Origin of the sequence: Burkholderia sp. MSMB1072 (genome assembly GCF_001524725.1) — a bacterium.
Taxonomy (GTDB): Bacteria; Pseudomonadota; Gammaproteobacteria; order Burkholderiales; family Burkholderiaceae; genus Burkholderia.
Genome location: NZ_LOYC01000044.1, coordinates 31,090 through 54,757, shown reverse-complemented (window position 1 = coordinate 54,757; position 23,668 = coordinate 31,090). Strand labels below are relative to the sequence as shown.

General features: G+C 66.6%; 20 protein-coding genes and 1 pseudogene. 7 read left to right on the top strand and 14 right to left on the bottom strand.

What is annotated here, in order from left to right; translation table 11 throughout:
- Positions 1-68: 68 nt before the first annotated feature.
- Genes WS89_RS22790 through WS89_RS22780 form a run of 3 tightly spaced genes read right to left on the bottom strand, consistent with a single transcriptional unit; the run spans position 69 to position 2,208 of the window.
- Positions 69-665 carry an NADPH-dependent F420 reductase gene (locus WS89_RS22790; RefSeq protein ID WP_059793666.1) on the bottom strand — a complete coding sequence of 199 codons (597 nt, stop codon included), beginning with the start codon at positions 663-665 and terminating at the stop codon, positions 69-71.
- A 27-nt stretch (positions 666-692) separates the two neighbouring features.
- Positions 693-1,460 carry an SDR family NAD(P)-dependent oxidoreductase gene (locus WS89_RS22785; RefSeq protein WP_059793664.1) on the bottom strand — a complete coding sequence of 256 codons (768 nt, stop codon included), beginning with the start codon at positions 1,458-1,460 and terminating at the stop codon, positions 693-695.
- Positions 1,461-1,473: 13 nt separating this feature from the next.
- Positions 1,474-2,208: an SDR family NAD(P)-dependent oxidoreductase gene (locus WS89_RS22780; protein ID WP_059793662.1), complete on the bottom strand. Its 735-nt coding sequence runs from the start codon at positions 2,206-2,208 to the stop codon at positions 1,474-1,476.
- Positions 2,209-2,314: 106 nt separating this feature from the next.
- Between WS89_RS22780 and WS89_RS22775 the strand changes: the two genes are divergently transcribed.
- Positions 2,315-3,238, top strand: coding sequence for a LysR family transcriptional regulator (locus WS89_RS22775; RefSeq protein ID WP_059793660.1), 924 nt, complete (start codon positions 2,315-2,317; stop codon positions 3,236-3,238).
- 203 nt (positions 3,239-3,441) lie between these two features.
- Here WS89_RS22775 and WS89_RS22770 read toward each other — a convergent pair whose 3' ends face one another.
- Positions 3,442-4,374 carry a LysR family transcriptional regulator gene (locus WS89_RS22770; protein WP_059793696.1) on the bottom strand — a complete coding sequence of 311 codons (933 nt, stop codon included), beginning with the start codon at positions 4,372-4,374 and terminating at the stop codon, positions 3,442-3,444.
- Between the two features lie 210 nt (positions 4,375-4,584).
- Here WS89_RS22770 and WS89_RS22765 point away from each other — a divergent pair, with 210 nt between their 5' ends.
- Both WS89_RS22765 and WS89_RS22760 read left to right on the top strand, forming a co-directional pair.
- Entirely contained in the window at positions 4,585-5,451 is an 867-nt protein-coding gene (locus tag WS89_RS22765; protein ID WP_059793658.1) for an NmrA family NAD(P)-binding protein, read from the top strand.
- A 139-nt stretch (positions 5,452-5,590) separates the two neighbouring features.
- Positions 5,591-6,223 (top strand): annotated as a pseudogene (locus tag WS89_RS22760) (LysR substrate-binding domain-containing protein); the annotation flags it as partial.
- Positions 6,224-6,304: 81 nt separating this feature from the next.
- On the opposite strand, the gene WS89_RS22755 reads toward WS89_RS22760, so the two are convergent.
- Both WS89_RS22755 and WS89_RS22750 read right to left on the bottom strand, forming a co-directional pair.
- Positions 6,305-8,212, bottom strand: coding sequence for a DUF3857 domain-containing protein (locus WS89_RS22755; RefSeq protein ID WP_082741943.1), 1,908 nt, complete (start codon positions 8,210-8,212; stop codon positions 6,305-6,307).
- A gap of 266 nt (positions 8,213-8,478) precedes the next feature.
- A complete protein-coding gene (locus tag WS89_RS22750; RefSeq protein WP_059793654.1) occupies positions 8,479-9,384 on the bottom strand; it encodes a LysR family transcriptional regulator in 906 nt (301 codons plus the stop codon).
- 96 nt (positions 9,385-9,480) lie between these two features.
- On the opposite strand from WS89_RS22750, the gene WS89_RS32990 reads away from it, so the two are divergent.
- The gene (locus tag WS89_RS32990) at positions 9,481-10,095 is read left to right on the top strand and encodes an NIPSNAP family protein (protein WP_082741941.1); all 615 of its coding nucleotides are present in this window, start codon (positions 9,481-9,483) and stop codon (positions 10,093-10,095) included.
- Here WS89_RS32990 and WS89_RS22745 read toward each other — a convergent pair.
- Both WS89_RS22745 and WS89_RS22740 read right to left on the bottom strand, forming a co-directional pair.
- Entirely contained in the window at positions 9,996-11,258 is a 1,263-nt protein-coding gene (locus tag WS89_RS22745; protein WP_257128203.1) for an ATP-grasp domain-containing protein, read from the bottom strand. The two genes, WS89_RS32990 and WS89_RS22745, sit on opposite strands and share 100 nt — an antisense overlap.
- Before the next feature lie 37 nt (positions 11,259-11,295).
- Positions 11,296-12,240, bottom strand: coding sequence for a hypothetical protein (locus WS89_RS22740; RefSeq protein WP_059793652.1), 945 nt, complete (start codon positions 12,238-12,240; stop codon positions 11,296-11,298).
- Between the two features lie 150 nt (positions 12,241-12,390).
- On the opposite strand from WS89_RS22740, the gene WS89_RS22735 reads away from it, so the two are divergent.
- Positions 12,391-13,266 carry a LysR family transcriptional regulator gene (locus WS89_RS22735; protein WP_059793650.1) on the top strand — a complete coding sequence of 292 codons (876 nt, stop codon included), beginning with the start codon at positions 12,391-12,393 and terminating at the stop codon, positions 13,264-13,266.
- 33 nt (positions 13,267-13,299) lie between these two features.
- Here the strand turns inward: WS89_RS22735 and WS89_RS22730 are convergent, their stop codons facing one another.
- Positions 13,300-14,568, bottom strand: a complete 1,269-nt coding sequence (locus WS89_RS22730; RefSeq protein ID WP_059793648.1) for an ATP-grasp domain-containing protein — start codon at positions 14,566-14,568, stop codon at positions 13,300-13,302.
- A 53-nt stretch (positions 14,569-14,621) separates the two neighbouring features.
- Entirely contained in the window at positions 14,622-16,064 is a 1,443-nt protein-coding gene (locus WS89_RS22725) for an MFS transporter (protein ID WP_059793646.1), read from the bottom strand.
- A gap of 414 nt (positions 16,065-16,478) precedes the next feature.
- On the opposite strand from WS89_RS22725, the gene WS89_RS22720 reads away from it, so the two are divergent.
- Both WS89_RS22720 and WS89_RS22715 read left to right on the top strand, forming a co-directional pair.
- Positions 16,479-17,600: a TauD/TfdA family dioxygenase gene (locus WS89_RS22720; protein ID WP_059793644.1), complete on the top strand. Its 1,122-nt coding sequence runs from the start codon at positions 16,479-16,481 to the stop codon at positions 17,598-17,600.
- Positions 17,601-17,699: 99 nt separating this feature from the next.
- The gene (locus WS89_RS22715; protein WP_059500035.1) at positions 17,700-18,641 is read left to right on the top strand and encodes an ABC transporter substrate-binding protein; all 942 of its coding nucleotides are present in this window, start codon (positions 17,700-17,702) and stop codon (positions 18,639-18,641) included.
- 121 nt (positions 18,642-18,762) lie between these two features.
- Here WS89_RS22715 and WS89_RS22710 read toward each other — a convergent pair whose 3' ends face one another.
- Genes WS89_RS22710 through WS89_RS22695 form a run of 4 tightly spaced genes read right to left on the bottom strand, consistent with a single transcriptional unit; the run spans position 18,763 to position 22,841 of the window.
- On the bottom strand, positions 18,763-19,146 hold the full coding sequence (locus WS89_RS22710; protein ID WP_059793642.1) for a GtrA family protein: 384 nt from the start codon (positions 19,144-19,146) through the stop codon (positions 18,763-18,765).
- A 12-nt stretch (positions 19,147-19,158) separates the two neighbouring features.
- The gene (locus WS89_RS22705; protein WP_059500033.1) at positions 19,159-20,202 is read right to left on the bottom strand and encodes a glycosyltransferase family 2 protein; all 1,044 of its coding nucleotides are present in this window, start codon (positions 20,200-20,202) and stop codon (positions 19,159-19,161) included.
- Between the two features lie 24 nt (positions 20,203-20,226).
- Complete coding sequence (locus WS89_RS22700; RefSeq protein ID WP_059793695.1) at positions 20,227-21,606, bottom strand: glycosyltransferase family 87 protein; 1,380 nt, start codon at positions 21,604-21,606, stop codon at positions 20,227-20,229.
- Positions 21,606-22,841: a glycosyltransferase family 87 protein gene (locus tag WS89_RS22695; RefSeq protein ID WP_059793641.1), complete on the bottom strand. Its 1,236-nt coding sequence runs from the start codon at positions 22,839-22,841 to the stop codon at positions 21,606-21,608. Before WS89_RS22695 ends, WS89_RS22700 begins: the two co-directional genes overlap by 1 nt.
- Positions 22,842-23,668 lie beyond the last annotated feature (827 nt).

Genomic DNA, 23,668 nt, shown 5'->3' with positions numbered 1-23,668 from the left:
GTTCGGGCGTCGGCGCCGCTCGGCAACGATCCATTCGATTCGGCGAAACGCGCGTGAACCGAGCCTCGTCAGTCAAAGCTGATCAGATCCTTGAAGATAAGGTGTCCCCAGCTTTTTCCGCGCGCGTGCACCAGCCATCCGCCTTCCGACAGTCCGCCGAGCCGGATCGGCGCGAAGCCGAGTTTTTCCGCTAGCGCACCGATCTCCGCCGCGGCCTCGTCATCGTCGCTCGCCAGAAACACGACTCTCCTGCCACCGTGGACGGCCGGGTCCTGGCCAAGGACGGCGGCGACCAGATGGTTGAAGCCTTTCACCAGCCTCGCGCCGGCGAACGCTTTCGCGACGAAGGCCGAGGACGGGAGACCGTCCAGTTCGTCCAGCGGGGCCTGCGTGTTCATCGCGTCGACGACGGTCTTCCCGTTCCAGTCGGCCAGTGTGTTCGCGACCGCCGGGTGCGACTCGAAACGAACAGCCAAAAAGATGACGTCCGCCTTGACGGCTTCGGCCAGGGTCGTGGGCGTGATCGTCGGCCCGATCGCGGCCGCGTCGGCCGCAAAGCTTGCCGGGTCGCGCGTGGTTGCAACGGCCACTTCGATGCCGTTGCGGGCGAACGCCCTGGCAAGCGCGTGGCCGATCTTGCCGAAGCCGATGATTGCGTAACGCATATGTTTCTCCTTCGTTTTCCGGTGCGGTCAGAGCTTGTAACCGCCGCTCGCCTCGATCGTCTGGCCGGTCACCCAATGGCCGTCATCGGAAGCCAGAAACGCGACGACGGCGGCGATTTCCGAAGGCTCGCCAAAGCGGCCCAGCGCGATTTGCGCCTCGGTTGCCTTGACGAGTTCGGGATTCTCGCGAAAAGCGGCGTTCGCATCCGTTCGCGTGAAGCCGGGTGCGACGGCATTCGCGGTGATGCCGCGCGGCCCAAGCTCGATGGCGAGCGTATGGGTCAGCGTGTTGATGGCCGCTTTCGCCATCGAGTAGACGGGCGCTGCCGTGACGGGCTTCGTCGCGGCAGCGGAAGAAATGTTGACGATGCATCCGCCATCGGCGAGGCGATCCAGCGCGGCCTGAGTGATGAAGAAGGGCGCGCGGGCGTAGACCGCCATCAGCGTGTCCCAACTCTCCGGCGTCGCGTCCTTGAAGCCGAGCCAGCCGGAATTGCCGGCGTTGTTGACCAGAATGTCGAGGGCTCTGCTGCCGTTGCGCTTGATGAGCGCGTCGTCGAGTCTTTCGAACAAGGCCGGGACGCTCGCCGGATCGACGAGGTCCGCATGGACCGCAAACGCGGTGCCTCCCGCTTTTTCGATGGCAGCGATCGTTTCGTCCGCGCCGGATTTGCTGGCGTTGTAAGTCAGTGCGACTGTCGCGCCGTCCCCGGCAAGACGTTCGGCGATGGCGCGGCCAATGCCCCGCGATGCGCCGGTAACGAGCGCCGTCTTGCCCTTTAGCGATTGGGTCATGCGGTGCTTCTCCTCAGAGTTGTGCCAGGCCGCCGTCGACGGCGACCTCGCTGGCGGTCATGAAGCTGCTGTCCGGCGACGCAAGAAAGGCGGCCACCGCCCCGATCTCCGACGGTTCGGCCATGCGCTGGAGCGGCGTCATCGCGCCGTAGGTCTTCTGGCCTTCTTCGCCCAGCGCCTCCTTGGCCAGTTCGGTCGCCGTCGCTCCGGGCGACAGCACGTTGACCCGGATGCCGGTGCCTTTCAGGTCCTCCGCCCAAGTCCGGGCGAGATTGCGCACCGCGGCCTTGCTCGCGCTGTAGGCCGTGAACCCCGGGGCGCCCGTGGTGCCGGCGCTCGAGCCGGTGAGGATGATCGACCCGCCCGGGCCCATCAGCGGCAGCGCCTTCTGGACCGTGAAGATCGTCCCCTTCACATTGGTGTCGAAGGTGGCGTCGAGGTGCTCGGCGGTGATCTGGCCGAGCGGAAGCGGGCTGCCGGTTCCCGCATTGGCGAAGACGATGTCGAGGGTTCCGCGCTCCGCCTTGACCGCCGCGTAGAGCCGGTCGAGGTCGGTCGGATCGGAGACCGAGCCCTTCACCGCGCGGGCATTGGGCCCCAGGTCGGCCACCGCCGCGTCGAGCGCCGCCTGCCGGCGGCCGAAGAGGAAGACGAAAGCGCCTTCGTCGATGAAGCGCTTTGCCGCAGCGCGGCCGATGCCGGTTGCGCCGCCGGTGATCACGGCGGTCTTTCCATTCAGTCTGTTCATGTCATGCATCCTTGGAAGCAAAAGCGACAAGCTCGATTCTGGCGTGCTTGATTCATGAAGCCAATTGACTGAATATCTATAAGTACCATCTACTTTTTAGATACCTATGCTGGACAACGTCACCATCAATCAACTTCGCGCGTTCGTCGCCGTGTGCGACCAGGGAAGCTTTTCCGGCGCGGCAAGGGAACTGAGGCGTGCACAGTCGGCGATCAGCCACGCGATCGGCGCGCTCGAGAGTGCCTTCGACGTGATGCTGTTCGAGCGCAACACGCGCAAGGCGACGCTCACGGCCGCTGGCCGCAGCCTCCTGCCCGACGCGCGCGGCGTGATCTCGCGCACCGAGGAAATGAAGATGCGTGCGGTTGCGATTGCCGAAGCCGGCGTCCCGCAGGTGTCGATCGCCGTGGACACCTATTTTTCGCGTGCGCATCTGATCGAATGCCTGCGCACGCTGCAGGCGGAATTCCCGACGGTTGCAATCAATCTGCGCATGACGACCATGCAGGGCGGCGAGCGTCTGGTTCTCCAGGGCACGTGCGCGTTGGCGGTGACGATCACGGACGTGCCCGAACTGAGCCCGGACACCGTCGAACGGCATCATCTATGCGATACGCAAATGGTGACCGTATGTGGGCCATCGCATCCGCTGGCCGCAATGGCGAAGCCGATCCCGCGAGAGGAGTTCGGCCGGCACATCCAGCTCGTCGTTACCGACAATCAGCCCGATGCGGAAAAGACCCAGCAAGGGGTCGCCAGTGAGCGCCAGTGGTGGGTGAATGATCTCGGCGCGAAGCACGACCTGCTCAGAGGAAGTTTGTGCTGGGGGCACATGCCGCGCCATATGGTCGAGGAAGACCTCGCGAAGGGAGCACTGGTGGAGCTCCGCCGGCGCGCATGGCACATGCGCCCGCTGACGTTCATGATCTCGCAGCGGCGCGGGTACGCGTTTTCCGGATGCGAGACACGGCTGGTCGAACTCCTTGGCAAGTGTCCCTCGCAAAGGGTGGGAAGAGCGAGGGCGACGTGACGTGCGTCTGTGCCGCGCCGACATGCACTTCGCGGCCGTGAGGTGCGGGAATGTGTGCCGACAATCGGTAGCGTCCTCGGCACGGCCGGCATTGCTTCGCCGACGCGAGCGACCGGGCTCGAACACCGTCGCTGCGTCGGCGGCGGCGCTGTCGTACGCAGGGAATGCCGAGGCGAGGTTCCGTGCGCTCCACCGGAATCGCACTAGCGCGTGGCGACGCCCGCGTGAACGCCCGTCAGTTCGATCATGAAATCCAGGAACGCGCGAGTCTTTGCCGGCACGTGATGCCGGGATGGGTAGTACGCGTACAACGGATACCGCTCGTCGGCCCATTCGGGAAAGAGATTGATCAATCGGCCGTCGGCGATCAGCGGCTCGGCGCCGAGCAGCAGCATCTGCGCGATTCCGGAACCGGCGAGGCACGCGTTGAGCAGCGCGCCCGGATCGTTGACCGTGAGGCGTCCGCGGGTGTCGACCACGATGCGTTTGCGCTTGCGATGGAATTCCCACGCGAAAGGCTTGCCTGTCTCGGGGTTGCGAAACTCCAGGCAGCGGTGGCTCCCGTCCTCGAGGTCCTGGGGTTTTGCCGGCCGTCCCCGGCGCGCGATGTACGAGGGCGCCGCGACCGTCACGACGCCGGTATCGAGCAGCTTTCTCGCGATCAGGCTGGAGGCCCGCGGTTCGCCGAATCGCACGGCGAGGTCGAAGCCGTCCGTGACGAGGTCGCCCAGGCTGTCTCGCGCGATGAGCTCGATTTCGAGCTCGGGATGTGCGTCCATGAATGCATCGAGCCGTGGCCCGAGAATGGCCCGGTAGACGACGGGATCCAGATTGATTCGCAGCTTTCCGCGCACGGTGGAGGCGCCGCCGGCGGCCGCCGCGGCGGCTTCCTCCAGCCCGGCGAGATGGGGCATGACCTGCTCGTAAAAGCGGCGACCCTCTTCGGTGAGCGACACGGATCGCGTCGTTCGGTTGAACAGCCGGATGTTCAGCCTTCTTTCCAGCCGGGCAATCGCTCGACTGACGCCCGGCGGCGTCATGCCGATCACGTCGGCGGCAGCCGCGAATGTCCCGGCGTCGACCACGGCGGCGAACACGCTGATGCTGCCGGACAGTTTTTCGCTACTGGATCTCATCGTCGTTCGAGTGAATACGGGGAGCGGATGGCGAGCGGCCCACGGAAGGCCGACGCGCGAACGCTGCGCGGTGCGGTGCCGCCGGGCGTCCGTGTCGATCATGCCGAATTGATGACGCGTTGTCACTTATCTGATGCCATCCATGTCGTTTTGTTTCGCTCGGCGTTTGTCCAGAATGCGACCCACGTATTCACACATGGAGAATGAGCAATGTATGCAATCACGGGAATCACCGGCCAGGTCGGCGGCGCACTGGCTCGCGAGCTGCTGGCCGCGGGGCGGCCGGTGCGCGCGGTCGTACGCGACACGACGCGGGCAAGGGCATGGGCGGAGCGCGGGTGCGAGATGGCGACCGCGGTCATGGAAGACCCTTCGTCGCTTGCCGCCGCGTTCGCCGGCGCGTCGGGCGTTTTCATCCTGCTGCCGCCGGTGTTCGATCCGGCGCCCGGGTTTCCCGAGGCGCGGAAGGTGATCGAAGCCGTATTCGCCGCGCTTCTGACGGCGCGTCCGGAAAAGGTCGTTTGCCTGTCGACGATCGGCGCGCAGGCCCACGAAACCAATCTGCTCACGCAACTCACGCTGATGGAGCAGGCGCTGCGCGAGATGCCGATGCCGGTGACGTTCCTGCGGCCCAGCTGGTTCATGGAGAACGCCGCATGGGATGTCGCGTCCGCGCGCGACGATGGCGTCGTCGCCAGTTACCTGCAGCCGCTCGACAAGCCCGTGCCGATGGTCGCCACCGCGGACGTGGGCCGTGTTGCGGCGGAACTGCTGCAGCAGACGTGGCGCGGTGTGCGTGTCGTCGAGCTCGAAGGCCCGCGCCGGGTGAGCCCCGACGATCTCGCGCTGGCCTTCGCTCGCGTTTTGGGCCGGGATGTGCGCGCGGAAGCTGTCGACAGGCGAACGTGGGACGCGCTGTTTCGCGCGCAGGGCATGAAGCATCCGCTGCCGCGCATGCGCATGCTGGACGGCTTCAACGAAGGCTGGATCAATTTCGCAAGCGATCCTGACGAAATCTTGCGCGGCCACGTCACGCTGGACACGGTGCTGGGCGAACTCGTGTCGCGTACGGTCTGATCGAATTCGGTGGGCGCGCACCGCAGTGGCCAGCGGAAACAATGCCTGGCCACTGCGGCGCGGAACACGCCGCCGCGTCGATCGCCGGCTGGCCGCGCAACGATCCCGACGTTCAGTCGAACGGCACGGCCAGCCGATCGATCCCGCGACCGCCCAGCGACGCTTTCGTATCTGCATGACCGATGCGAGCCACGTCACGCTGCTGCCGCGGCTGCTGGCCCATGTTCGCGCGCAGGCGCCCGGCGTCCGGCTGGAAGCCGCACGGATCGACGGCAATACGGAGCGGGCGCTCGAATCGGGCGAAGCCGATCTCGCGATCGGCTACGTGCCGTGGCTCGGCGGTGGCATTTATCAGCAGAAGCTGTATGACCAGGACTGGATTTGTCTGGTGAATCGACATCACCCGAGGATTCGCGGCCGGCTCGGGGCGAAGCAGTATCGTTCGGAAGGGCATGTCGCGATTACGGCCGGAACCGGCGCGCAACTCCTCGAACAGGCGCTGCGGCAGGCGCGCATCGAGCGAGACGTGGTGCTGGAATTGCCGGGTTTTCTGGGCTTGGGGGCGATCGTGCAGACGACCGACCTGATCACGACGCTACCGCGTCATATCGGCGAGACGCTGGCTCAGGCCAGCGATCTGGCGGTTCATGCATGCCCGATCCCGGTCGACGGGTTTGCGGTGCGGCAGCATTGGCACGCGCGCTATCACCACGAGGCCGGCAACCGGTGGCTGCGCGGGGTCGTGATTCGATTGTTCGGTGCTTCGCATTGACGTGAGGCTTCGGCGTTCGCGATGGCGGCCGGGGGGCCGCGGCTTTCGGGCGTTTCCGATTCGGCCGCGCCCGAAAGCCGATCATCGATAGACGATCTGCGCGGCGAGGTCGTGCTTGATCGACCTGGCCATGCTTCGGAATTCGGGGTACTCGTCCGGCTGCAGATACGGCCGCGGCGAATTCAGCTCGAGCGTCCGGATCACGCTGATGGTGTTGCCTTCCATTGCATAGGACGACGTATAAGTGCCGAAAGGCGAAGTTACCGTGACGGGCTTCGGAAGGCTCAACACCTTCATCGAGGTCGGCAACTCTAGTTTTGTGATTTCGCTGAAGCGCCCGGCTTTGAACAGGAATGGGGTGTTGCGTTTGATCGATCCCGCCCAGTCAAAGGCACTGGCGATCGTGTCGAAGCCGCCCAGTCCTCTTGGGACACGCATCGCGCCGGGGCCGGGGAGAGGGGTGTAGTCCGTCAGTTCGAATACGCTGGAAAACGAAAACGCGGTTCGGAGATCGCCGATGTCGCCATGATGGTAGCGGCCGGTACCTTCCGATCCGTTCGCGGTAAGGAATGCCTGCGCAAACACCGGTTCGGAACCTGCCGGCAACCGGGCGAACAGGGAGCGGGCGATCCAGTCGTATTCGCCTCGGTTCTCGATTTTGCTGTTGCCACGAACGGTGCCGAATTGGTCGAGCGTGGTGCGCGTGGTGACCGTCACCGTGTCGGCGTCGGCGCGTGCAACGGGAAGGACGATCAAGCGAGACGGTGCGTTGCCGATGCCCGTCAGCAACGCCTGCTTTCCTTCCTCGTTGAAAGGTAGCGTGCCGAATCGGGCCGTACCCGCCGTCGAGTCAAGGTAGACGTCGAATTCGGGAATGTAGGTGATCGCGTGATTGAATACGGCCAGCGGGCTCGCCACCGAAGGCAGCCAATAGCGACTGTCCGCATTCACGAGTACCGTGCCGCTCGGGATACCTTTTGCTGCCAGCAGCGCCTGCAGCAGCGTCGTATGGTCCTTGCAGTCGCCGTAGCGCGCCTGCAAGACGTCTTGTGCGGTGTGCGGAACGACTCCGCCGAAACCGAGGAACACGGCGACATAACGGATGTTTCGGCTCACCCATCGATAGAGGGCATCTGCTTGATCGCGGCGGTCGACGATTCCGTTCGTGACGAGATCGGCCAGCGCTTGTACGTCGGGCGTAACGGTCGCCTGTGCCTGCGCACGGGCGGCGTATACCTGTCCGAGCGCTGCGTAGTCCGGAAACGTCGTGACCGAGAGCCGCGGGCTGCGATCGTCGATACTCGGCGCATTCGCTTCGAGTGGCTGCGCACGCGCATCCTTGATCGTCCAGTGCCAGGTTTGCCGGCCATCGACGTCGGCGGCAACCCGTCCGCCCTGCATGTCGACGACATCCGCGTGCAGCGCCATCGAGGCGGGCGCGTTGATCGTGACGCTGGCACTCTGGATCGGCTTATTGTTCGGAAACGTGACGTCGGCGGAGAAATGCCCGGGGAACAGCGGCGTGACCTGCGTCTCGCGCGTGCGCATGGTCACGGTGGCGCCTGGCTCGACGCCGGGAAAGACGATCGTCTTGACGAGATTGTCGTCGAAGCTGGGGGCGTGGACGCTCGACGCACTTTGACGCGTGAAGATTGCATTGGCCGGAACGTCGATCCGCACGCCGTCGCGCGTAGTGGTGTAGGCCTCGATCACTTCGAATTTCTGCAACTCGCGGCTATATCGATAGGAAACCTGACCATATGATCTGACGCCCTGTTCCGTCTCCATGCGGATCGACCTTGCTTGATCGTGGGTCGACGAGCCGTCGCGATTCACGGTGTAGACACTGTCGTCGGACAGGACGGTGACGGCAGGAGAGAAATCGGCGGAATACGCGACTGTTGCATGCATGACGATTGCCGCCACGGTGACGTATGCCCGAATCATGCGGCCGATTGAAATGGATGGACGGTCTCGCGTAATCAGCATGTGGATAGCCCTCTCGAATTCTTGTTTTCCTCCGGCGAGGAGCACGCAAGAAACTACCACGACGAGGAGGATGTCGCTACGGTCCGCGGCTCGAATTCGGCATTGATTTGTGAGTCGTGTTTGCGTCGACAGGTTTTTGTTAGCTGATTGCCGGCTCTTTTCCGTAGCGGCCGGACTCCCGATCCGAACGCCGAGTTGCGCCCGTTTTGGGGCAAGACGATCGACGTCCGTTCGTTCTTCTTTGGCGGCAACAGCGATTGGGGCAACTATTCGGCGCCGAACCGTTCGACCACGAATTCAGCAAAGCTACGAAGCTTCGGCGATTTCCGCCTCTCCTGCAGATAAAGCAGATTCATCGACCGTTCCGGCGCGGCAAAGTCCGGCATGATCTCGACGAGGCGCGCGTCGCGAATGTCCTCGTGTATCAACATGGACGGAAGCATCGCGATACCCAGTCCTCTCAATGCCGCCCGGCGCAACGCGTCCGCACTGTCGATTTTCAGCCTGCCGTCCACGGCGATGCGCATCGGCCCATCCGGACCTCCCAGCATCCATCGAGGTTGCGCCGCGTGCCATTCCGATCGGGGCGGATACGCATACGTCAGGCATTGATGCTCGGCAAGCGCGTGCGGCGTGGTGGGCGCACCATGTTCGCGAACGTAAGCGGGCGACGCACACAGCACCAGCCGATATGGCGTCAGCGGACGCGCCACCACATCCGGGTTGGCGAGCGCGCCGATGCGAATGGCTGCCTCGAAACCGTCGTCGAACAGATCGGCGAGCGAGTCGGTTGCGACGATATCGAGCTGGATCTCGGGGTAGCGTTGGTAATAGTCGGCGAGCACGGGAATCAGGCACTCGTTCGTAAACACGACAGGCGCGGTCACGCGCAAACGCCCTCGCGGCTGCTTGAGATGAGCGAGCGCAAGCTGTTTCGTATCGTCGACCAGGCCGAGGACTTCGACGCATCGCTCGTAATAAGCGTGGCCGAACGCGCTGACTTTCTGCTTACGAGTCGTGCGGTGAACGAGAACAGCACCTAGCCGACTTTCCAAAGCCTGAAGGTAGTTGCCGACCATGGTCGGCGACAGATTGGACGCTTGCGCCGCTGCCGTCAGGCTACCCGTTTCCACGATACGGACGAATACGGCCATCGCCTTGAGGAGATCCATTGCGCAATGGTACTGGATTCTGTTTCAAGGTGACGCGCGTTTATCAGCCACCGGTTTGGAAATAGATTGCGATATCCGAACGAAAGGAGAGCTGAAATGCCGTATGAACTCACGACGTTGTCGTGTCCGCTTCCGGACCAGGACAGGGTGTCCCGCCGTGCGCGTCGCTGGGTGTCGGATGCCGACGCGCGAGGGCGGCTGCTGGGCGCATGGCGCACGGAAATTGGCGAGCTGTCGCGGGTGGTCGTGCTGCGTGGCTTCGAGACGATGGATGAATTGCAGCATGAACGCAATCGGGCATTGTGCGCCGCGCGACCTTTCGGAATTGAAAGCACGTCCGTTCGGTTGGCCATGGAAAGCTATGCGCTTTTTCCTTTTCTACCCGACGTCGAACCGGCGGTATTGGGCGGCTTCTACGAGATTCGCCGCTACTGGCTGAAAGCCGGCGGTATTGCGCCGACCATTGCCGCGTGGGAGCGTGCGATAGGTCCGGCCCAAGCCTATACGTCGCATCTCGTTTGCAACCTGTACGCGCTCGACGGACCGCCACGCATCACGCACATTTGGGGATTCTCGAGCCTGGAAGAACGCATGGCGTTGAGAAAGCAACACTATGCGGAGGGGCTTTGGCCTCCGACGGGCGGTCCGGAGCAGATCGAAAGGGCGACGTCGACGATCGGCTTGCCGGAGGCGTGGTCGCCGTTGCATTGAATGCCCGCGTCGTCCGACGAACCATGCGCAGCCGGCAACGCAACGCGCACGTAAAGAAATGCACGCCGTTCGCGATCGGGCAGCACTTGCGGCCCGTAGCTGATCCTGACCGCCCCGTCGTCGATCTCGCCGGCCTGCGCGAACCGCCACGCACGGGGATCGCTGTCGAGCAGGAATTCGGCGCGCGCATACGCGTGCGGCTCGAACAGCTCGGGAATCGTCACCGTCCGTCCATCGAGCTTGTCGAGCAACGCTTCGACCACGTTGAAGCCGTAGCCGTCGCGCACGATGTCGCAGATGAAGCTGCCCGCGATGCGCGGATTCAGTTCGATCACGTGCGGCACGCCGTCGTGCACGATGCAGTCGAGATGCACGGGCCCCCACGTGAGCCCGGCGGCGGCCGTCGCGCGCGTGCCGACGTCGATCAGCGCATGCAGCGTGTCGGCGTCGAGATCGAGTTCGGACGTATACCCGCGCTCGAGAAAACCGGCGCCATGCCGCTTCAGCTTGCGCAGCGCGCCGACGTATCGGCCGTCGAAATACTCGACGCAGTATTCGCTGCCCTCCAGGAATTCCTCGATGACGACGCGTTCGGTCGCAAGCGAAGCCGCATCGGCTTGCATGGCGGCGAGCGCGTCCAGTTGCGCGCGCACGGCGGCGATGGCCTCGCAGCGGCGCACGCCGTCGCTCGCGGAGCCTTCCGACGGCTTGACGACGACCGGAAAGCGCAACGCGGCAGCCGCGGCCACGAGCGCCGCTGGCGCGGCCAGCGTGCCCGCGACGAACTGCGCGGCCGGGATCCCGTGCGTGGCGAGCAATGTCTTCTGGTTCGACTTCGACACTGCGTGCGCGATGTGCCGTGCATCGGGGCCGGGCAGCCCGAGCGCATCGGCGACCCATGCGGCGGTGCGTGCATAGGTGTCGTGCGCGGTCGTCACGCGCAGCGTGTCGAGCTCGCCCGCAAAGCGCGCGCGCAGCCAGCCGGCGAGCTGGCTGGCGTCGGGCGCGAGATTGACCGTCTCGACGCCGTCGGGAAACACGCCGTCGAGACGATGGCCGGGCGCGGTGATGACGGTCACGGCCGCCTGGCGTGCGAGGGCGGCGCGCACCAGCGCGACGCTGCTGCCGGTGGCGCGTGCGCCGATCACGATGAGTCGCTTCATGACGAATCCTTGATCGAGGGCGGAAGAGGGAAGCCGGTTAGCGTGCGCGCCTGCGCAGCCGCTGCGCTTCGAGGCGCGGCAGCAGATGCTGGACGACGCGCGGCAGCGTATAGATCGGCAACTGCGCGCACGCGAACACGAGCGCCATGGTCGGCGTCGCGGCCAGCCCGAGCGCAGCCCACATCAGCCCGACGTTGCGATTGGCGACGATCAGCGCGACGTTCAGGCGCGTGCGGACGTCGCCGGGCGTGAGCCCGTACGCGACGATCTGGAAACCCGCGTTGACGGCGAATGCGAGGGCGATCGCGGTCAGTGCGCGGTGCGGTGCGTCGATGATCGACTGCTGCATGCCGGCCATCGTGCCGAGCGCGAATATCAGCAGCGCGGCGACGACGATCGCGTCGATCGGCGCTGCGTGGCGCGCGAGCCGAGCGCCGGCAAAGCGCCGCACGAGCAACGCGACGCCTTCGGCGCTGCCGATCAGCAGCGCGAGCCGCAGCGCGAGGCTCGACGGCGAGATCGACACCGCCGCGTCGTGGCTGAACCAGGCCGTCAGCAACGGGGCGGTCAGCGGCACGAACACCATCGACGCGAGGGTCGCGACGAGCGCGACGCTGGCGTCGAGCGACAGCATGCGCGCGATCGTCGACGTGCCGCTCGACGGCGGCGCGCAGTACGCGATCACCAGCGCCACGACCCAGTCGTACGGCAGGCCGGCGAGCCGTGCGGCGATGCCGAGCGCGACCGGGCACGCGATCATCGTCATGGCGGGCAGCAGCAGCGACACGGCGGGACGCCGCGCCACCGCGCGCACGGCGCTCGGCTCGACGCGCAGCAGCGTGCCGAGCACGAACAGGAACACGGTCGCGGGCATCAGCGGCCGCGCGAGGTCGGCCAGCGGCGGCGCCAGCAGCCCGAGGCCGACGCCGCACGCGAGCACGGTCGGGCCGCGCCGCACCAGCGCGGCGATCAGTGCGCGCACGGGCGAACCTCGGGGCGGCGGCGAGCCGGAGTGAAGCCGAATCGGGCGGCGGATGGCATGCGGATTCCCTGGAAGCGGACAGCCTAGGCTAATCCGGATGATGAGCGAAGTAAAATGATATAAACTGAATCTGTAACAAGAGAAAGTGATATGAACATCCCGCTCCTCGAAACTTTCCGGGCCGTCGTGCAGGAAGGCAGCGCGTTGCGCGCGGCCGAACGGCTCGGCTGCACGCAATCGAACGTCACGGCGCGGCTGCGCCAGCTCGAAGAGTCGCTCGACGCGCCGCTGTTCGATCGACACGGCAAGCGGCTGGTGCTGAACGATGCCGGGCGCCGCCTGATTCCGTATTGCGACCGCATCCTGCGTCTCGTCGACGAAGCGACGCAGGTGGTGCGCGAAACGCCGGTGGCCCGCGGCTTGCGGCTGGGGTCGATGGAAAGCACGGCCGCCACGCGGCTGCCGGCGCTGGCCGCCGCGCTGAAGGAACGCGATCCGGCGCTCGGCCTCGCGGTGCAGATCGGCAGCGAGCCGGACCTGGCCGACGCGCTGTTGCGCGGCCGGATCGACGCGGCGCTCACCGCGCGCGCGGTCGTGCGGCCCGGGCTGCGTTACGAACCCGCGTTCGCGGAAGACATGGTGCTGGCGAGCGCGGCGACCGTCACGCGCCGGCAACTGTTGGCCGGCAACACGGTGCGCTTGCTCGCGTTTCACGACGGCTGCCCGTATCGCGCGGTCGCGGAGCACTGGCTGAAGGCGCGCGGCGTCGCGATCGAATCGGTGTCGTCGTTCGGCACGTTCGGCGCGATCCTCGGCTGCGTCGCGGCCGGAATGGGCGTCGCGATCCTGCCGAAGCGGATCACGGCCGAGCACGTGGCGCGCAAGGAGCTGCGCACGCATGCGTTCGACGATCTCGGCAGCGTGACGACCTACCTCGTCACGCCAGACGAAGCGCCTGCGCTGCCCGAACTCGACGCATTGCGCGCGGTGCTCGGCCGGCAGGCCGGTGCGCTGCTCGCGCGCTGATACGAGACTGCGCGGCCCTGGCGTGAACACGCACTAGGCCGGCGCGACCGCGCCTTCGTCCGCGAAGAAGTCGGCCTCGATTTCGCGAATCCGCCGGCAATCCTCGAGCAGCCGCTCGAAGGTCGGGCTGTAGAGGCCGACCGTGCCGAGCGCCGTCTGCAGATCGGTGGTCACGCGCAGCGTGTCGCCAACCTTGATCCATTGCTTGAGCCCGACGAACGACGGCAGCGCCTGGATCGCCTGCCACGTGAAATCCTGCCGCAGCACGCCGTTGCGCGACGACAGCAACAGCACGTGCCCGCAGTACCCGCGAAAATCCGTCGGCGCGGCGACGTCGCCGAACAGCCGCTCCGGATGCAGCACGGCTTCGACGGCGGCCGACACGTGATTTTCGCCGCTGACCGCGCTCGTCAGCCGCGGATCGAGGCTGCCGTGCAGCCGGGCGTTCAGCTCGACGATCGTCGGGCCGTCGGCCGTATCGAACAGCTCCAGATGGGTCGGCCCGAAGCGCACGTCCAGTGCGTCGAGCACATCGGCCGCATAGTCGAGCAGCGGGGCGTAGCGCGGGTCGGTGTGGTTCAGCACCAGCATCTTGTCGAGCCGCGGCGCGTGCGTGCGGTCGCGATGCACCTCCCACAGGCTGACCACGCGATGGCGGCCCTCGAACGACACCGAGTCGACGATGTATTCCTGCCCCTCGGAATAGCTCTGGATCACGATGTCGTCGTTCGGCTGGTTGTACAGCGAACGGGTGGCCAGCACGTCGCGCGCGGCGGCCTCGACCTGCGCGAGCGTCCGGCAGATCTTCACGCCGGCCACGCCCGCGCTGCGCGCCGGCTTCACCACGAGCGGCAACGTGCCGTGGGCGCGCGCCCAGTCGAGCGCTTCGTCGACCGACGTGCTGTGAAAGTGCGCGGGCGCGCGCAGTCCGGCCTGACGAATGCGTTCGTTCATCGCGAACTTGTCGCGTCGCGCGGCGGAGGTCGCGAGCGGGTTGCGAAACGGCACGTCGAGCCGTTCGGCCAGCGTATCGGCCAGCTCGAGCGCCGCGTCGAGGCCGTGCAGTACCGCGCCGATGCGCAGGTCGCTCAGTTGCGCGAGCGTCGCGTCGATGTCGCCGCGATGCTGGACCTGCCGGATGTAGTCGGACGGCACGAACTGGTTTCGGTAGATTGCCGGCAGATCGGGGTCGCTGATCACATGCACGCAACGGATGCCGTATGCGCGAAACGCGGGGGCCAGGTAAGCGGCGGTCGACGCGCCGTCGACGATCAGGACGGTATCGATGAAGCGATGCTGCATGGATTCCTCGCTCGGATGGGGGATCGGGTGAAGGATGCGGGGCGTCGGCGTGCTCAGGCCCGCGTACCGGTATCGGCCGGGTCGCCGGGCCAGCGCACCGCCAGCACGACACAGGCCGCGACGAGCACGGCCGCCACGGCGAACGCGCGCGCCGCGCCGGTCGCGATGGCTGCGCCCTGGCCGGCGACCAGCGCGCCGAGCGTCGCGACGCCGATCGCGGCACCCACCTGGCGCGCGGTATTGAGGATCGCGGACGCAGTGGCCGAGCGGCCGGCCTCGACACTGCCGAGCATCGTCGACGTCAGCGCGGGAATCGCGATGCCGCCGCCGATCGCCATCGCCGCAAGTCCCGGCGCCAGCAACGCGTACGGCGCGTGCGCGGCGAGCGTCCGCCACAGCCACACGTAGCCGGCGAGCGATACGGCGAGGCCGACGATGACGGTCGCGCGAAATCCGTAGCGGACCGCGAGCCGCGCGCTCGCGATGTTGGCGAGCATGATGATCGTGAGCGGCGCGAGCGCGAGCCCCGATTCGGTTGCCGTGAAGCCGCGCGCGTTCTGGAAATAGAGGCTGAGCGAGAAGATCAACCCGTAGAACGCCGCATTCGTGACCGCGCCGATCGCGAGCACGCCCGGCACGCGCGCGATCCGGAAGAACGCGAGCGGCAGCATCGGCGCGCTCGCCCGCCGCTCGATCGCGACGAACAACGCACCGAGCGCGACCGACGCGATCAGCGCGCCGGCCGCATACGGGTCGCCCATCCCGTGCGCCCCGGCCTGGATGATGCCGCCTGTCAGCAGTCCGAGCACGAGCACCGCGACGATCTGGCCGGCCGGATCGAACAGCCGCGTGCGAGCGGCGGCCGAATCCTGCACGTGGCGCAGCGTGAGCCACAGCCCGAGCGCGCAGATCGGCAGGTTGATGAAGAAGATCGCGCGCCAGCCGAGCGAATCGATCAGCAGGCCGCCGAGCGTCGGCCCGGCCGCGCTGATCGCGCCGCCCGTCGCGCTCCACCACGCGACGGCTTTCACGCGTGCGGCGGCATCGCTGGCGCAGGCGTGCGTGATGAGCGCGAGCGACGTGGGCAGGATCATCGCGGCGCCGATGCCTTGCGCGATCCGCGCGGCAACCAGCGTCGCCAGCGACGGCGCGAGCGCGCAGCCGAGCGACGCGAGCAGGAACAGCGCAAGGCCGTACGCGAACAATCGGCGGCTGCCGAAGCGGTCGGCCAGTGTGCCGGACGTCAGCAGCAGCGCGGCGAACGACAGCGTATAGGCATCGACGATCCACTGCAGCCCGTGGACGCTCGATCCGAACGCGTGGCCGAGGCTCGGGATCGCGACGTTGACGACGGTCACGTCGAGCTGGACGATCGCGAAGCCGAGGCTCGCGGCGGCGACGGTCGGGAAGATGGCGCGCAGCGACGCGCGGGGCGCATCCGCGGCGGCGATCGGCGCGCGCTCGACGCGGTCGAGCGCCGGGGCACGATCGCTCATCGCGACTCCCGACGCGTATGGGGTGTGTAGGGCGTATAGGGCGTGTGGGACGGCTGGCGGTATCGATTCATCGGGCGGGTTTCCGTAAGGCGGACGAGGAAAGCCGGCTGCCCGTCGGGCGCCGGCCGCGGCGTCGAATTCGACGGAAAAATAGCATCGACCCGTTAGCGAATACAAATAATAAGCAGCGATTTTTTAACAAGTATTCGTGTTAAGGGACGGCTTGAGCGAGGTGAACCGGTTCCGGCCGGATTGCTGAACTTATATCGATAATGTTCGTTTGCAATCGAATTAATATCATTTCGCAATGCAATGCCGGTCTCCTAGTCTTGTCGAGCGCTTCGCCCCGAGGACGGCGGAGCGCGGCGGCGATGCCACGCCGCTCTTCGAACCAGATCTTTATACGAGAGACTTATGACCTATCTCGCAGATGAACGCATCGCTCTGACGGCAGCGGAATCCGCTCACATCCGCACGACGCTCGGCGCGCTGGATTACGACCCGGCCGGCGGCGCAGGCTATATCAGCGCGGTCCGCAAGCTGGCCTACAACGCGTTTCCCGACCGGATCGTCGACGCATTCGATCGGGCGAAGGCGCCGACTGCGGACGCACACGGCTCGATCGAGATCGACAACCTTCCGATCGACGACGGCGTGAACGGCAGCCCGCGATTCGAGGAAACCGGCCGCTCGTTCAAGGCCGGCGTGTTGAGCGAGAACGTGCTGGTCGCATTGAGCACGCTGGCCGGCGAGCCGTACTCGATCGCGCACGAAGGCCGCGAGCTGGTGAACAACCTGACGCCGCACAAGGCGACCGCGCGCGACTATACGGGCCTCGGCTCCGAGGTCGAACTCGATTTCCATATCGAGAACGCCGCGCAGGCGCACATGCCGGAAGGCGACACGTCGCCATTCGCGCTGCTGCTGCTCGGCGTGCGCAGCGAGGCCGGCGGCGGACCGTACACGCGGCTCGCCGATGCGCGCCGCGCGCTGCGACTGCTGTCGCCGGACGATATTACGCAACTCTACGGCGAGCACTACATCATTCGCGTGCCGTACCGGTGGCGCGGCGCGGCGCCGACGCCGCGCGACAACACCGACCTGAGTGCCGTGCTGTCGGGGCCGCTCGATGCGCCGCGCGTGACGGTCGCGTTCTATCCGGACATGGTGCTGGCGGTCAATGCGCGCGCGCAGGAAGCGCTGGCCAACCTGTATCGCGCGGTGCGCGAAGTGTCGTTCGGCGTGCAGGTGTCGCCTGGCAAGCTGGTGCTGATCAACAACCACTTCACGCTGCACTCGCGCGACCGCTTCGATCCGCAGTACGACGAGAACGATCGCGCGTTCCGCTGGGTGCAGCGCGTGTTCGTCGCGCGCAGCCTGTGGAATTTCCGCGCGTTCACGCCGCTGCAGGCGCGCGTGTTCGACCCGAAGGCGCTCTATGCGGGCGAATCGGTGCAGGCGAGGCAGCCGTCGCCCGTCGTGCAACCGGTGCCGCCGCGCGCGGCTGCGGTCGAACTCGACGCGACGCCTGCGTGAGCGGCCCGGTGTGGCGGCGACCGGCGCCGAACGTTGCCGGCTCGCTGCCCGCGCGACTCGTTTCCGGCATCGCCGAATAAAAACAGGATTCCACAAGACATGAGAAGAACCGCTTTTCCCGTTGCGCGCATCGCCCGCGTGCTGGCCGTCGCGCTGATTGCCGGGAGCGCCGTCGCCGCGCAGGCGACGTCGTTCGACCTGAGTCCCGAGCAGCCGGCCCGGCAGCGCGGCGCCGTGAACCCGGCGGTCGAGCAGGCGCTGCCGGCCGGCTTCCGGTTTGCCGAAGCGAACACGCTGACGATCGGCATCGCGCCGAATCTGCCGCCGCTCAGCACCTATGCGACCGACGCGCGCACGGTGGTCGGCTTCGATCCCGATCTCGCGCAACTGATCGCGGACAGTATCGGCCGCAAGCTGAAGATCGTGCCGCTCGCGTGGGCCGATTGGCCGCTCGCGTTGCAGTCCGGCAAGGTCGACGCGGTGATCTCGAACGTGACGGTCACCGAGCAGCGCAAGGAGAAATTCGATTTCTCGACCTACCGGAAGGACCAGCTCGGCTTCTACGTGAAGATAGGCAGCAAGCTGGCGGCGATCCGCGAGCCGAAGGATGTCGCCGGGCTGCGTGTCGTGACCGATTCGGGCACGAACCAGGAAAAGATCCTGCTCGAATGGAACCGGCAGAACGTCGCGCGCGGTCTCGCGCCGGTCGAGATCCAGTATTACGCGGATGCGGCCGAGCGCTGGGTCGCGCTGCAGTCGGGCCGCGTCGACACGATCTTCAGCGTGAACTCGATGCTCGCGTACCAGGCGTCGCTGCGTGGCGATGCGAAGCTGATCGGCACCGTCAGCGGCGGCTGGCCGCGCACCGCGGACATCGCGATCACGACCCGCAAGGGCAGCGGCCTCGCGGAGCCGCTGACGCTCGCGATCAATGCGCTGATCGCCAACGGCAGCTACCGGAAGGCGCTCGACCGATGGCGGTTGGACGCCGAGGCGATCGACCGGTCGCAGACCAATCCGCCGGGGTTGCCGCGCACCTGAATCCGGCATGCGGCGCCGCTCGGGCGATCGGCCACGGCAGGTTCGCCATCCCGTCGTCATGGCCGTTGTCGGCGCCGCCCACCGCTCGATCACGTCGAAGTCGGTATTCGGCGGGCGCCGCTTACCGGTACGTCCACAGCCGGTGCAGCACGAACGTCGTCGGCGGGATCAGCAGCGCGATCGCGACGACGCCCATCGCGCGCGACGCACCCAGCGCCTCGGCGGCGCGCGCGAGCAGCATCGTTTCGACGAAGCCGGCGAGCGTGACCGCGAGAAAGCGTAGCGCGTTGCGGGCGCGCACCGTCGACGAGAAGCTCCACAGCGTATTCGCCAGATACGAGAACGCGGTCGCGCAGAGGAACGCGACCGCATTCGCGGTCACCGGCGTCGCGTCGAGCAGCGCGAACAGCGCCGTCGCGACCAGCGTGTGGATCGCGGTCGAGCAGAGACCGGACACGCCGAAGCGCACGAGCCGCGTGCGCTCGGCCTGGAGCAGGCCGATCATGACGCTTGCACGTCAGCGTGCGCCGATGCGCGCCCTGGCCGGCTGCGTGCGCCGGCGGGGCGGCTGGCGGCGGGCGTCGCGCGCGACCGGCAGTTCGATCACCTTGCCGTGCGCCTGATAGCGGCGGCGGATCAGGTAGACGGGCCGTTGCTTCGATTCGTCGTAGATCCGTCCGACGTATTCGCCGACGACGCCGATCCCGATCAGTTCGATGCCGCCGATGAACAGCGTGACCGAGATCAGCGATGCGTAGCCAAGCACCGGATTGCCGAACAGCAGCGTGCGCAGGATGATGAACGTGCCGTACAGGAACGCGAGCGCCGCGATGCCGACGCCGATGTAGGTCCAGCTTCGCAGCGGCACGGTGCTGAAGCTGGTGATGCCTTCCAGCGCGAAATTCCACAGCTTCCAGCCGGAGAATTTCGAGTGCCCGGCGCTGCGCGGATCGCGCTGGTACTCGACGATCACGGTCTTGTAGCCGACCCACGCGAACAGCCCTTTCATGAAGCGGTGCCGCTCGGGAAGGTTGCGCAGCGCGTTCACGACCTTGCGATCCATCAACCGGAAATCGCCGACGTTCTCCGGCAGCTTCACGTCAGACAGCAGGTTGTGAACGCGGTAGTAGATCGCGGCGGCGGTGCGCTTCGCGAACGAATCGCACGCGCGATTGCTGCGCTTGGCCGCGACGACCTCCGCGCCGTCGCGCCAGTGGTCGATCAGCACCGGAATCAGGCTCGGCGGGTCCTGCAGGTCGGCGTCGAGCGGGATCACCGCATCGCCGGCGGCTTCGTCGAGGCCGGCCGTCAGCGCGGCCTCCTTGCCGAAATTGCGGGTGAGATCGATGACGCGCACGCGCCGCTCGGCGGCGCCGATCCGCACCAGGCGCTCCAGCGTGTCGTCGCGACTGCCGTCGTTCACGCAGACGATCTCGAAGCGGATCGCGTCGATCGCGCTCAACAACGGAATCACGACGTCGAAGAAACGCTCGACGGCTTCGCCTTCGTTGTAGAACGGCACGACCAGCGAGACGAGCGGCGTGTAGATGGATTCCCGCATGATGATTCCCCTTGTGATGTCGCTTTACCGGTGGGCGCCGAACATCGGGCGGCCGGTGCGGCGCATGCCGTGCGCCGAGCGGTGGTGCGGTCGGATCGGGTGCGCGAATGCGGTCTCGGTCGAGGTGTCGCGCGCATCGGGCATCGACGGCACGTCGCGTCTTTCCCGGGCGATCCGGCCGACGAGCAGCGCGAGCGACGCGAGCGTCACGAGCGGCATGAACTGGAACGACAGGTGCGGCACGATCGCGAGGCCCGCGAGCGGCATCGGCCACAGCAGCATCAGCCATTCGCGATCGAAGTGCCGCCAGCCGTGCGTCCACGCATAGCGCGCGTACCACGCGATCACGATGCCGTACCACGTCAGGTCGTAGTCGTACAGATAGGGGCTGACGAGCAGGCATGCGCACGCGAGGGTCGCGGCGCGCAGCGCGTACGAACAGGCGCCGCGCCACGCGTAGACGACGGCGATCGCGGCAGCCGCGGCCGACAGCAACTGCAGGCCGCGCGCGACGGGCGCGGGCCAGCCGGCCAGCGTCGCGAGCGCGAATGCGGTCGGCATGCGCGCGAGCTTCGCATGACCGGTGCCGACGAGCGTGTAGACGTGGGTGATCACGTGCATGAACGCGAGCCACGGGCCGATGCCGAACGCAATCGTCGCGAGCAGGGCGCCGACGGCGATCGTCGCGGCCCACGCGGCCAGTGCGCGCCATTGGCCGGCACACAGCAGCGCGAGCGGGAACAGCACCGCGAGCTGCGGCTTCATCGTCAGCAGCCCGAAGCAGATTCCGGCGCAGATGGGGCGACGGTTCAGCGCGAGCAGGCCGAGGGCGGCGAGCGTCGCGGTGAAGAGGCTCGTCTGTCCGACGATCACCGTGAGGAACGCGCCGGGGAACGCCAGTGCGCACAGCCACGCGGCATCGCGCTGCACGGTCGCGTGCATCGCCGCCGCGAACAGCGCGATCGTGACGCCGAGCCACAGTACGAGCGCCAGCGTGTACGGCAGCCAGCCGAGCGGCAGCACGAGCAGCAGCATCGTCGGCGGATAGAGCCACGGCAGCGTGCCGTCCGCGAGCGTCATCGTCGGGAGCGCGAGCTTCTGGACCGCGAACAACGTGGAGTAATGCCACGCGTCGGCGCCGTGCCCGTGCGCGGCGAGCCATGCGGCGCTCCAGACCGGCGAGAAGTCCTGCGACAGCGGCTGCAGCGCGCCGTCGTGCGACAAGTGCAAACGGACCAGGTAAATGACGACGAACAGCAGCTCCGTCAGCAGCACGGCGGCCGCGTAGAGGCGCACGCGATCGCGATTGAGCCAGTGCGGATAGCGTCGCGGGCCGGCGATCGGGAGTTCCGGATGCACGTCGGCTGCCGGGTGCGCGTGGCGGGCGAACGACGGCGTTTTCATCATGCGCTCCGGGATGCGAGCGCCGTGCGGCGCACGACGACGAACAGCACCGCGAGCAGCACGACCGGCCCGATTTGCGGCAGCTTCATCAGCCGGTTCAGCATTTCGAAGATCGGCAGCAGCCACGCCAGCACGACGATGCCCTGGTCGCCGGGTAGCCAGCCATCGTCGAGGCCGTGCGCGATCAGGCAGAAGAGCGCGATGCCGAGCCACGTCAGCTCGTAGTTCCACAGGTACGGCGTCGTCAGCAGCGTGGCGACCGCCAGCACCGCGCCGCGCAGCCGCATGTCGCGCGTGCGGCGCCAGACGTCGACGGCCGCGGCGAGCGCGACGAGCGCGACCGCCGCCTGGCCGGCCAGCGCGGCCGCCACCGGCGCGCCCGCGAGCCGCAACGCGGCGAACGGCGTCGGCGACGCGAGCCAGTACGACGCGAGCATGAAGTGCTGCGCGCGTACCGTCGACAATGCGTGACTCAACCCGTGCAGCGCGGCGGGGCCGGCCAGCGCAACGCCGGCCGCCGCGAACAGCGCCGCGCTGAGCGCCGCCGCCGCGAAGGTGCGCCACGCACGCGTCGCGATCAGCACGAACGGGAACGCGACGGCGAGTTGCGGCTTGATCGCGAGCAGCCCGATCAGCACGCCCGCCACGATCGGGCGCTTGCCGAGCAGATGCAGCGCGAGTGCGGCGAGGCCGGCGGTCAGGATGCTGTTCTGGCCGAACAGCGCGGACATGCACACCGCCGAATACGCGACGACGACGAGCGTCGCTGCGCGCGGCACGGGAAGATGCGCGCGCAGCCCCGACAAACGCGAGACGGCGAGCGCGTAGCATAAAAGACTGCCCGCGAAAAAGAGGAAGTAAGCGGGCAGGAAAGGCACGAGGGCAACCGGCGCGACGAACAGCAACATCGTCGGCGGATAGAGCCAGGGAAGCGGCCGGTTTTGCAGATACGCACCGAAGTGCGCGAACTCGGCCTGCAGAAATGACGACGTGTCGTAGGCCGCCGCGGCATGGCCTTGCAACACGAGATGCGATGCAGTCCAGAAGACGGAGAAGTCGGTGCCGGGGCGGGCGGTGGCCGTCGACGTGAAGCCGTCGGTCACGACGCCCCAGACGATCAGCAGCGCAGCGAAGAGCATCAGCATGATGCAGCTGTACGGAATGATCCGGTCGGCCGTCAGCCATTGAGCACAGCGTATTGCGCGATCGCGCGTTCCACGATTGGCTGTGTACATGATGCCCCGTCTGTCGTGTGGCCGCGTGGTCTGTCGCGGCCGTTTGATGTTGTCGTGCTCTGCGGATCGATCGCTCTGAAACGGCGTTGTCCGGTGAATTCATTGTTGAAGAAAAAATCGCTCGATGCAAACCGCGCACGGCCGGCCGACATTGAATGTGTTCAGCGATTCGGGCGAAAACGGTTATTTCTGGTATGAGAAAACGTCGCCGCCGGCATTCGTGTTTCTGGCCTGAAACATTCGACGATTTTTGCCGGCTGGCCATGCCGCCGAACCCGCGACGCACGAGCGACTCGCCGCGTTCGGGAAAATCCCGAGAAAATTTTTTGGATCCTTGTGCAGCGCGACGACGGGGTTTCATGCCGCCCGCATGCGCGCGAACCGCATATATCAAAGTTGAAACATTTCGGCAGCCGGACGTTCGGCGAGGGGGCGCGCGGATCGCCGGAACCCTTGCCGCGCCTCGATTTCGCCCGGGATGGTCCGCTCTTTGCGTAAGCGTTGGCACGGCAGTCGACGATGCGGCGACCGGGCAGGTCAGGCAACAAGCAGAGGAACCGGCCCGCGAATCGCCTGCGGAAAAGTGATCCGGAGCGCGTCGGGGAATACGCAACTTCAGATCGATCGACCGCGGGAACCGCCGTCGAACGACCAACGAGACCCGATTGCTTCCGGGCAATAAGAAATCGGCATGGCAGTACATGGGGAATAAAAATGAAAGACCACAGCACGGCGCGGATCGCAAGCCGCGTCAAAGACACATTGCAGCTTTGCCGGGAGTTCATCTCCCGTTCAACTGGATTCCATGCGTCGAACGGCCGCCGTGC

What these genes read in the sequence shown, in the direction of transcription:
- WS89_RS22765 (WP_059793658.1), top strand. Translation starts at nt 4,585, where the DNA reads ATGTATGCAATCACGGGAATCACCGGCCAGGTCGGCGGCGCACTGGCT.
- WS89_RS32990 (WP_082741941.1), top strand. Translation starts at nt 9,481, where the DNA reads ATGCCGTATGAACTCACGACGTTGTCGTGTCCGCTTCCGGACCAGGAC.
- WS89_RS22715 (WP_059500035.1), top strand. Translation starts at nt 17,700, where the DNA reads ATGAGAAGAACCGCTTTTCCCGTTGCGCGCATCGCCCGCGTGCTGGCC.
- WS89_RS22755 (WP_082741943.1), bottom strand. Translation starts at nt 8,212, where the DNA reads ATGCTGATTACGCGAGACCGTCCATCCATTTCAATCGGCCGCATGATT.
- WS89_RS22700 (WP_059793695.1), bottom strand. Translation starts at nt 21,606, where the DNA reads ATGAAAACGCCGTCGTTCGCCCGCCACGCGCACCCGGCAGCCGACGTG.
- WS89_RS22785 (WP_059793664.1), bottom strand. Translation starts at nt 1,460, where the DNA reads ATGACCCAATCGCTAAAGGGCAAGACGGCGCTCGTTACCGGCGCATCG.
- WS89_RS22745 (WP_257128203.1), bottom strand. Translation starts at nt 11,258, where the DNA reads ATGAAGCGACTCATCGTGATCGGCGCACGCGCCACCGGCAGCAGCGTC.
- WS89_RS22695 (WP_059793641.1), bottom strand. Translation starts at nt 22,841, where the DNA reads ATGTACACAGCCAATCGTGGAACGCGCGATCGCGCAATACGCTGTGCT.
- WS89_RS22750 (WP_059793654.1), bottom strand. Translation starts at nt 9,384, where the DNA reads ATGGATCTCCTCAAGGCGATGGCCGTATTCGTCCGTATCGTGGAAACG.
- WS89_RS22780 (WP_059793662.1), bottom strand. Translation starts at nt 2,208, where the DNA reads ATGAACAGACTGAATGGAAAGACCGCCGTGATCACCGGCGGCGCAACC.
- WS89_RS22710 (WP_059793642.1), bottom strand. Translation starts at nt 19,146, where the DNA reads ATGATCGGCCTGCTCCAGGCCGAGCGCACGCGGCTCGTGCGCTTCGGC.
- WS89_RS22775 (WP_059793660.1), top strand. Translation starts at nt 2,315, where the DNA reads ATGCTGGACAACGTCACCATCAATCAACTTCGCGCGTTCGTCGCCGTG.
- WS89_RS22770 (WP_059793696.1), bottom strand. Translation starts at nt 4,374, where the DNA reads ATGAGATCCAGTAGCGAAAAACTGTCCGGCAGCATCAGCGTGTTCGCC.
- WS89_RS22790 (WP_059793666.1), bottom strand. Translation starts at nt 665, where the DNA reads ATGCGTTACGCAATCATCGGCTTCGGCAAGATCGGCCACGCGCTTGCC.
- WS89_RS22705 (WP_059500033.1), bottom strand. Translation starts at nt 20,202, where the DNA reads ATGCGGGAATCCATCTACACGCCGCTCGTCTCGCTGGTCGTGCCGTTC.
- WS89_RS22730 (WP_059793648.1), bottom strand. Translation starts at nt 14,568, where the DNA reads ATGCAGCATCGCTTCATCGATACCGTCCTGATCGTCGACGGCGCGTCG.
- WS89_RS22725 (WP_059793646.1), bottom strand. Translation starts at nt 16,064, where the DNA reads ATGAGCGATCGTGCCCCGGCGCTCGACCGCGTCGAGCGCGCGCCGATC.
- WS89_RS22720 (WP_059793644.1), top strand. Translation starts at nt 16,479, where the DNA reads ATGACCTATCTCGCAGATGAACGCATCGCTCTGACGGCAGCGGAATCC.
- WS89_RS22735 (WP_059793650.1), top strand. Translation starts at nt 12,391, where the DNA reads ATGAACATCCCGCTCCTCGAAACTTTCCGGGCCGTCGTGCAGGAAGGC.